This is a genomic window from Archangium sp. (assembly GCF_036389735.1).
Taxonomy (GTDB): Bacteria; Myxococcota; Myxococcia; order Myxococcales; family Myxococcaceae; genus Archangium.
Window position 1 is genome coordinate 1 of record NZ_DASVWK010000510.1, and the last position, 8604, is coordinate 8604.

Sequence of the window (8604 nt, forward strand, 5' to 3'; positions counted from 1 at the left end):
GCCCGAAGACGAGCCGTCCTCGGTGGTGACGTCCTCCTCGAAGACCACCCCGCCAGGCCTCGTCCACAAGTCCGCCACGCCCGGCCACAACACCGCGCTGGAGAGCGCGCTCTTCGACGACCTGCCGAGGCCGGTGACCCCCCCATCGCCCGTGTCCTCGCTCGATGCCGAGGACCTGTTCTCCCAGACGGAGCAGGCGGTGGTCGGGTCGAGCGCGACCGCGCCGGTGGCTGTTGCTCCCGACGAGGACGAGCTGCGGCGCATGGAGGAGGAGGTGCGCCGCGAGGCCGCCGCCCGTCGGCGCCGCAAGCAGGATGACTCCTCGGTGCCCGCGTCATCGGCGGGACTCTTCGCGCGCACCCCCGCGCTGGGCATGGCGATTCCCACCATCACGGCGGCGGTTCCGGCCGAGGTGGAGCCCGTCTCGGGCGCGGCTCCGGCACCGGAGGGGCTAGCGCCCCTGCATCCGCTGCCTCCGATGAAGGTGGTGGACGTCGAGGCCGAGGCCCGCGCGGAGGCCGAGCGCCTCGCACAACGGGAGATCGAAGCGGCCCTGGAGCGCGAGCGCGCGCCCCGGCTCGGGGACGAGGGCTTCTTCAACGTGGAGCCCGAGGCGGAGCTCCAGCCCGCGCGGCACCTGGAGGGCTCGGAGCTGGAGCCCGTGCCGGAAGACGCGCCGCTGCCGACAGGGGGCGACGCGCCGGAGGGCTGGGAGGAGCCACAGCAGGAGAGCGTGAGCGCGGACTGGTTCGACTCCGAGTCCGATGCGGCGCCTCGGACCGAGCCGGTGAAGGCCGAGCCCGTGAAGGATGAGACGTCCGAGGCTCCTTCCGAGTCGTCGGCCGTCCCGGAGATCACCGCGAAGTTCCCGCTGAGGCCCTCGCCGGAGATGGCGGACACGGCGCCGGGGGACAAGACCCTCTCGGAAGAAGAGGTGGTGGTCCTGGAGTCCCGCCTGTTGAGGGCGGAGCGACGCATCGCCGAGGTGCTGTCCGAGCGGGATTCCGCGGTGGCGCGTCGGCGCGAGGCGGAGAGCAAGGTCGGGGAGCTCGAGACGCTCGTCTCGGAGTTCCGCTCCTCGCTGGAGCGGCAGGCGGACGCGTCGAAGGCCCAGCAGGAGACGCTGCGGCGCGAGGCCGACGAGGCCAGGACGCGGCTGGAGTCGCTCGAGCGGGAGCGGGAGGCGGCGCGTGCGAGCGAGGCCTCCCTCCGCACGGAGCTGGAGCGCCTGAAGCAGGAGCTGTGGGCCCGGGAGGAGACGCTGCGGCGCGAGGCCGAGGCGGAGCGGGCCCGGCTGACGACGCTCTCCGAGGAGCGGGGGCTGGAGGCCTCGCTGCGGTTGGAGGTGGAGCGGCAGCTGGAGGCGGCGCGGGCGCGCGAGGCGGAGCTGGAGCAGGCGCGCACGGCGGAGGTCCAGCGGCGCCAGGCGGTGGAGGCCGAGGCCGCCGCGGTGCGCGAGCTTCAGCCCAAGCATGACGAGCAGGTGGCCCGGCTGCGCGAGCAGTTGGAGGCGCTGCGAGAGCAGCTCGCCGGCGAACAGGCGAAGGCCGAGGAGCAGGCGGAGCGGCGCGCCGAGGTGGAGCAGCGCGCGGGAGCCGAGGCGGAGGCCCGGGCGCGGGCGGAAGCGCGAGCGGAGGCGGAGCAGGCCGCGCGGGCACAGGCCGAGTCGCGGCTCGAGGCGGAGACGAAGTCCCGCAAGGAGTGGGAGGCGCGGGCGCACGGGGAGGCCAAGGCGCGCAAGGACGTGACGGCGCGCGCCGAGAAAGAGGCCAAGGCCCGGGCGGAAGCGGAGGCGCGGGCCGAGTCGGAGAGCCAGTCGCGCGCCGAGGCCGAGGCCCGTGCGGTGGCGGCGGAGAAGGCCCTCGCCGAGGCCAGCGCCCAGGCAGCGGCGGCGGAGAAGGCGCGGGCCGAGGCGGAGGCGAAGGCCCAGGCGGAGAAGAAGGCGCGGGCCGAGGTGGAGGCCCGCGCGCGCTCCGGCGCGGATGCGCGCGTGCGGGAGGAGATGAAGGCCCGCACCGAGGCGGAGTCGCGCATCGAGGCGGCGGAGCAGGCTCGCACCGAGGCGCAGGCACGCCTCGAGGCGGCGGAGCAGGCGCGAGCCGAGGCGGAAGCACACGCCGAAGCCGAGGAGCGCGCCCGCATGGAGGCCGAGACCCGTGCGTCGGCCGCGGAGCGGGCCCGTGCCGAGGCGCGGGCACGCGTCGAGGCGGCGGAGCAGGCGCGGGACGAGTCGAGCGTGCAGGCCGAGGAGCTGGAGCGGGCTCGGGTCGACGCGGAGACGCGGGCGGCGACGGCGGAGCGGCTGCGCGTGGAGCTGGAGCTCCGTGTCGAGGCGCTGGCGAAGGCGCGCGCGCAACTGGAGGCCCGCTTCACCCGCCTGGAGGAATCGGTGGCGCTCCAGGAGGCCCAGGCCCGCGAGGCCCGGGCGGAGGCGGAGCGGCTCGGACAGACGCTGGCCCAGGAGCGCGAGGAGCGGGAGTTCCTCGCTCAAGAGGTGGAGCGGCTCGAGGCCCACCGCGCCCAGGCGGAGAAGGAGACGGCCGAGCAGCTCGCCCAGGCCGAGCGGAAGGCCCTGCGCGAGGCCGAGGAGACCATCGCCCGGGTGCGCGCCGAGCTGGAGGCCGTCGTCGCGAAGGCCCGTGCCGAGACGGAGGAGATGGCGGCCCGGGCGAAGGCGGCGCTGATCTCGGTCCAGGTTCCCGGCAGGGTCGAGGTGGACATCCCCCGGAGTGGCAGCGTCAACCTGGAGGGGCTCTCGCGGCTCATCACCCGCCTTCAGGAGGGGCACGCCGGAGTGCGCCTGGAGCTCAAGGTGGCCGGGGCCCTGCGCATCCTCTGGTTGAAGGATGGGGCGCTGGTGGGGGCGCTGTCCTCCGCGGCCAACGAATCGCTCATCGAGCGAGCGCGGGCGGACGGCTTCATCGACGCGCGACAGGAGAACGAGCTGCGGCTGGTGCGCAGTGCCTCCACGGGGGCGCTGATCGACGCCATGCGGGGCCGGGGCTACCTGCGCGAGAACGAGGTCGTCCCTCTGGTGCAGCGCTACACGGAGCAGGTGGCCCTGGACGCGCTCGCCGAGCCCTCGTCTCTCTACCGGCTCACGGAGGAGGCGCCGCCGCACGAGGTGGCGCTCGCCGCCGCCACCCGGCCCCTGCTGCACCTGCTGGCCGAGGCCCTGCGCAACAGCGTCTCCACGGAGTCCTTCATGGCGGCCGCCGGGGGGCTGCGCGCCGTGGTCGTCCGCGGAGAGTCCGAGCCCTCGCCGGAGTCCTTCGGGCTCTCCTCGCGCGAGCTGCGGCTGCTGGAGGAGATCGACGGGGAGCAGACGCTGGAGCAACTGCTGTTGGGCGCGGGGTTGCCGCAGGACACGGCCCTCAAGGTGTTCGCGGTGGCACGCGCCCTGGGCCTCCTCACCCTGCGGCCCGCCTCCGAGTCCTCCGAGGAGGAGGCTCCGGGCGAGCTGGACGTGCGCCGGCTCGAGGCCAAGTTCGAGGAGATCCAGGACGCGGACTACTTCTCCGTGCTGGGGCTCTCGCGCGGGGCGGGCAGCGAGGAGGTGAAGCGCGCCCATGCGCTGCTCACCGCCGAGTTCCACCCGCTGCGCTTCGCGGGGCACCCGGATCCGGCGCTCCAGCATCAGGCCCAGCAGATCTCCACCGCGCTGGCCGAGGCGGCCCGGGCGCTGGCGGATGATCGGCTGCGCGAGGAGTACGCCCGCAGCCTGCTGGACTGACTCACTCCCGGGGCGAGACCTTGAAGGGGTTGGACTGGGCGATGAGGGTGTCGCCCGCCCGCACCGTGAGGATCACGTTGTTGCCGGGCCTGTCGAGGACGATGCGCTCCTGGCGCGAGCCGTCGACGAAGGAGCTGCTCACGTTGGGGCTGACGCGCCCCTTGTTGGTGGTGATCATCACCTGGCCACCGAAGCGCGCGGCCTCGGGGCCCTCGGCGCGGAGGGTGACGACGAACGGGACGTCGCGGACCTGGTCCGGGATGGTGTCGATGAGGATGCCGGTGACGAGCCCCGGCTGCTCCTCCATCGTCTCGGCCGCCAGGAACGGAGGAGGGGGCAGCACGGTCAGGCCCTCCGTTCCGAGCGCTTCGGTTCCATCTTCCATCACGAGCCGCACATCCTGGTGACCCATCGAGAGGTCCGCGGGCACGGTCGCCAGCAGCGTCCCGTTCTCCTCGTCCCGTCCGTCGATGACCACCTCCTGCCCGCCGATCCGCAGCGTTGGCGGGGCCAGGAGCGTCGCCGTCTTGTTCCCGTAGTCGATCTTCACTGGCAGGGGCGCGTCCAGCTTGATCGCCAGCGTCACCGCCTCACCACGCACCACCTCCTGGGGCTCGATGGAGAGGATGTTCGGCGCGGGCGATGAACCGAGCTCGCAGGCGCTCAGCAGCAGGGCGGACAGCAGGGCGGTCTTCCGGAGCATGGGGGCTTCCTCCTGAACCGGATAACCCGGGATACCAGATATTCCACTGTGCCCTTCCGTACGCCCGGTGAAAAGGCCTCTGGGACGTTTTTCGCGCTGACCGTCCGGGGGCAGAGCGTGCGGGCGGGATGCCGGAGCGGGTTGCCCGTCCGCCGCGGTGAGGTTAAGACGGGCGCCATGGTTCGCGAGATCCTCATCTGGCCCGATCCCGTCCTGAAGCAGAAGGCCAAGCCAGTGGCCCGGGTGGACGACTCCATCCGCACCCTGGTCCAGGACATGTTCGAGACGATGTACGCCGCCGATGGCGTGGGTCTCGCCGCGCCGCAGGTGGGCGTGCTGCAGCGCGTCATCGTGCTGGACACCCGGCCGCGCCAGCCCGAGTCGAAGCCCCTGGCGATGATCAACCCGGAGATCATCGCACTGGAGGGCAAGACGACCTACACCGAGGGCTGCCTGTCCATCCCCGGCGAGGCCGAGGACGTGGACCGCGCGGCGGTGGTGACGGTGAAGTACCTCGACACCGACGGGAACGAGCAGACGCTCCAGTGTGACGAGCTGCTGGCGATCGCCGTGCAGCACGAGACGGACCACCTCAATGGCACCGTCTTCGTGGACCACGTCTCCACGCTCAAGCGCGAGCTCATCCGCAAGCGGATGAAGCGCGTCAAGGCGTCTCGCGAGGACCGCCAGACGGTCTAGTCGGCACGCCCCGGCGGGGGCAGAGGTCCGCCACGGGGCAGCGCTCGCACGCGGGCGCCCGCGCGAAGCAGGTCCGCCGCCCGTGCCACACCAGGAGCTGGTGGCCCTTGGCCCACCGCTCCGGCGGCAGGAGCGCCCGCATGTCCTCTTCCACTTTGTCCGGATCCTCGTGGCGGGTGAAGCCCAGCCGCCAGGCCAGTCGTTTGACGTGGGTGTCCACGGGGAAGGCGTCATCGCCGCCCAGGTGGATGCACACCACGCCGGCCGTCTTGTGGCCCACACCGGGCAGCGTCTCCAGCGCGGCCCGGGAGCGGGGCACCTCTCCGCCGTGCTCGGCCACCAGCGCCCGGGCCGCCGCCACGAGGTTCTTCGCCTTCGCGCGGTACAGGCCGCAGGACTGGATGAAGGGCTCCACCTCCTCCGCGCTCACCTGGGCGTAGGCGTGGGCGTCCGGGAAGCGCTGGAAGAGGGCGGGCGTCACCAGATTGACGCGCTTGTCCGTGCACTGCGCGGAGAGGATGACCGCCACCAGCAGCTCCAGCGGGGTGCGATAGTCCAGCTCGATGCGCACGTCCGGCATGGCCCGCTCCAACCGGTCCATGATCTCCACCGCCCGCTTCCGCCTCGATTCCATCGTCTCGCGTGCCACCCGGTCGCTGTATGACAGACCGACCTCGGACGTAAAGAAGTTTCCACTACCTGCCAGGACACCCATGAAGCCCATCGATTTCCGCTCCGACACCGTGACCCGGCCCACTCCCGGCATGCGCCGCGCCATGGCCGAGGCCGAGGTGGGCGACGACATCTACGGGGAGGACCCCACCGCGCGCCGGCTCGAGGAGCGCGTGGCCGAGATGCTCGGCAAGCAGGCGGCGCTCTTCGTTCCCTCGGGGACGCAGGCCAATCAGATCGCCATCGGCCTGCACTGCCGGCTGGGGGACGAGGCCCTGGCCGAGGCCAACAGCCACATCTTCCATTACGAGAGCGGTGGCGTGTCGGGCCTGTGGGGCGTGCAGCCCGGTCCGTTGCAGGGCGAGCGGGGGCTCATCACCCCCGAGCAGGTGACGGTGGCGGTGCGCACGGACTTCATCAGCCCGCGCTCGCGGCTGCTGTCCCTGGAGAACACGCACAACCGGGGGGGCGGCAAGGTGTGGCCGCTGGAGCGTTTCCGCGCGGTGGTGGAGGCGGGCCGGAAGGCGGGGCTGGCCATCCACCTGGATGGGGCACGGCTCTTCAACGCGGCGGTGGCGGCGGGCACGCCGGCCTCGGCCTGGGCCTCGCTCACCGACACCGTGGCCGTGTGCTTCTCCAAGGGCCTGGGCGCTCCGGTGGGCTCGGCCGTTCTCGGCACCCGGGAGCACATCCAGGAGGCGCGCCGGCTGCGCAAGCGGCTCGGGGGCGCCATGCGGCAGGTGGGCATCATCGCCGCCGGGGCGCTCTATGCCCTGGAGCACCACGTGGAGCGGCTCGCCGAGGACCATGCCCACGCGCGCCGGCTCGCGGCCGGTCTGGCGGAGATGGCGGGCGTGAAGGTGGACCCGGCCTCGGTGGAGACGAACATGCTCGTCGCCGACTTCCCGCTGCCCGTGGCGGAGATGCTGGCGAAGCTGGCGGCCCACGGTGTCCTGGGGGGCTCCTCGGGGGCGGGGCCCCGCTCGGTGCGGCTGGTGACGCACCTGGACGTGTCCTCGGCGGACATCGACGAGGCGCTGGCCCGCATCCGCCGGGCGCTGGCTGGCTGATTCGCGTGGGGCTGGTAGACTGGGCGGCGCCTTGCGCCGTCTCACCGCCCTCATGCTGCTCCTCCTGTCCGCGTGCGCCGCTCCGCGCGCGAGACAGAAGATGAGCTTCGAAGAGCTGTACGACGAGCCGGCGGCGGCTTCTTCGCCCCGGAGCGCCTCCGCGCGGGCGAAGCCCCAGGCGAAGAAGTCCGATGCGATGGTGCAGGCCTTGAGCTCGCCCGAGCTGCGGGCCGCGCTGGAGTCCTTCGTCAAGCTGGCGCGCTCCACGCGGACCGGGGTGAAGCAGGGCAGCCCGATGCCGCTCTCCCAGGTGGAGAACTGGGAGCGGATGACCGCCTCGCTGGACGGCTTCCTGAACACGCCGGCACGCAAGACGTCCTCGCTGGACGTGGTGCGGGCCCGGGTGACATTGGAGGCAGAGCTGGAGGAGGACGCGCGCGCCTACGGCGACATGCCCGCGGAGCTGGCGGACGCGGTGCTCGCGCGGATGGAGCTGCTCGCGGTGCGCATGGCCGAGCTGCGCCACCTTCAGACGAAGCGCTCGCGCAAGGGCGTCCGCTTCGCCTGGCCGGTGGACCCCGTGGTCATCACCAGCGTCTTCGGCAGCCGGGTGCACCCCATCACCGGCCAGGAGCGCGATCACCTGGGCCTGGACCTGGGGGCGAAGCCGGGCCAGCACGTGCTGGCCGCGGGCGGGGGCGTGGTGCTGCGCGCGGGTTGGAACGGAGCCCACGGCAACCAGGTGGTCATCCAGCACGACAAGGACGTCACCACCCGCTACAGCCACCTGTCGCGCGTGCTGGTGGCGCCGGGGGACCTGGTGGAGGAGGGCGACGTGGTGGGCACGGCCGGCAAGACGGGCCTGGCCACGGGCGTCCACCTGCACTTCGAGGTGTGGCGCAAGAACGAGCCGTGTGACCCGCTCGACGAGCTGGGCCCCACCGGGTCCGGCGAGGAGCCCTCCTTCGTGCGCTACGGACCGTCCGAGTCCGAGGCTGGAACGCGAAAGGGGCGCCGTCCCATGGTCGGACGACGCCCCCGGTGAGGTCGGGCCGCGCGCTCGCGGCTCCACGGACTACAGCGAGTTCTTCAGCTCCTTGGCGGGCCGGAAGCCAACGGTCTTCGAGGCCTTGAGCTTCATCATCTCGTTGGTCTGCGGGTTGCGGATCTTCCGCGCCTTGCGCGAGCGGACCGACCAGGTGCCGAAGCCGGGGTAGCTGAAGCGCTGGTCCTTCTTCACCGCCTTGCCGATGTTGGCGAAGACGATGTCGAGAATCTCCGCCGCCGACTTCTTCGTCAGCCGCGACTGCGCCGCCACCGCCTCCACCAGCTCTGCCTTGGTCATTCCGCTCCTCCATCCGCGTTGAAATGCGAAAGCGGTTGGGTGGTAACAAATCGCTCTTTTGTCTGTCAATGCTGGCAACCGCTCCGGGGCCGGAAGATCGGCCTCCGCGCGAGACTCGAGGAATTTGACGGAGCGCGGGGCTCCTCTAGAGAGGAGAGGGCGTCACACGCGGGCCCGGAGGCACCTGGGTCTCCGGTGGGTACGCGTGTGGATGTGATCGATTGAGAGGGTTTTTCTTTGTCATTTCGATCATTTGCGAGGCGTTCGCTGATCCTGGCGGGCACGGATGCCTGACAGGTAATAGTGTGTACGATCGAATGCTCCGCTGCCTGCTCCTGATCGCCTGCCTGATCCTCCCGGCCTGCTGCCGTACCCCGGGGTC

The 8604-nt window shown here is 72.0% G+C and carries 7 protein-coding genes; 4 read left to right on the forward strand and 3 right to left on the reverse strand.

Annotated elements, in window-relative coordinates:
• A partial coding sequence (locus VF794_RS17840; RefSeq protein ID WP_331111974.1) for a hypothetical protein occupies nucleotides 1-3733 on the forward strand: 3733 nt, incomplete at its 5' end.
• A gap of 1 nt (nucleotide 3734) precedes the next feature.
• On the opposite strand, the gene VF794_RS17845 is transcribed toward VF794_RS17840, so the two are convergent.
• Nucleotides 3735-4436 (reverse strand): hypothetical protein, encoded by a 702-nt coding sequence (locus VF794_RS17845; protein WP_331111976.1) that lies wholly within the window; start codon nucleotides 4434-4436, stop codon nucleotides 3735-3737.
• A 177-nt stretch (nucleotides 4437-4613) separates the two neighbouring features.
• On the opposite strand from VF794_RS17845, the gene def reads away from it, so the two are divergent.
• Entirely contained in the window at nucleotides 4614-5135 is a 522-nt protein-coding gene (gene def / locus VF794_RS17850) for a peptide deformylase (protein WP_331111978.1), read from the forward strand.
• On the opposite strand, the gene nth is transcribed toward def, so the two are convergent.
• Nucleotides 5101-5769, reverse strand: coding sequence for an endonuclease III (nth, locus tag VF794_RS17855; protein WP_331111980.1), 669 nt, complete (start codon nucleotides 5767-5769; stop codon nucleotides 5101-5103). The genes def and nth overlap by 35 nt on opposite strands.
• 79 nt (nucleotides 5770-5848) lie before the next feature.
• On the opposite strand from nth, the gene VF794_RS17860 reads away from it, so the two are divergent.
• A complete protein-coding gene (locus tag VF794_RS17860; RefSeq protein ID WP_331111981.1) occupies nucleotides 5849-6877 on the forward strand; it encodes a GntG family PLP-dependent aldolase in 1029 nt (342 codons plus the stop codon).
• Between the two features lie 100 nt (nucleotides 6878-6977).
• On the forward strand, nucleotides 6978-7922 hold the full coding sequence (locus VF794_RS17865) for a M23 family metallopeptidase (RefSeq protein WP_331111983.1): 945 nt from the start codon (nucleotides 6978-6980) through the stop codon (nucleotides 7920-7922).
• Between the two features lie 30 nt (nucleotides 7923-7952).
• Here the strand turns inward: VF794_RS17865 and VF794_RS17870 are convergent, their stop codons facing one another.
• Complete coding sequence (locus VF794_RS17870; protein ID WP_047855882.1) at nucleotides 7953-8222, reverse strand: HU family DNA-binding protein; 270 nt, start codon at nucleotides 8220-8222, stop codon at nucleotides 7953-7955.
• Between the last annotated feature and the right edge of the window lie 382 nt (nucleotides 8223-8604).

Bases quoted from the DNA above. Each gene is read 5' to 3' on its own strand.
- def (WP_331111978.1), top strand. From the start codon at position 4,614: ATGGTTCGCGAGATCCTCATCTGGCCCGATCCCGTCCTGAAGCAGAAG.
- VF794_RS17845 (WP_331111976.1), bottom strand. From the start codon at position 4,436: ATGCTCCGGAAGACCGCCCTGCTGTCCGCCCTGCTGCTGAGCGCCTGC.
- VF794_RS17860 (WP_331111981.1), top strand. From the start codon at position 5,849: ATGAAGCCCATCGATTTCCGCTCCGACACCGTGACCCGGCCCACTCCC.
- nth (WP_331111980.1), bottom strand. From the start codon at position 5,769: ATGGAATCGAGGCGGAAGCGGGCGGTGGAGATCATGGACCGGTTGGAG.
- VF794_RS17865 (WP_331111983.1), top strand. From the start codon at position 6,978: ATGAGCTTCGAAGAGCTGTACGACGAGCCGGCGGCGGCTTCTTCGCCC.
- VF794_RS17870 (WP_047855882.1), bottom strand. From the start codon at position 8,222: ATGACCAAGGCAGAGCTGGTGGAGGCGGTGGCGGCGCAGTCGCGGCTG.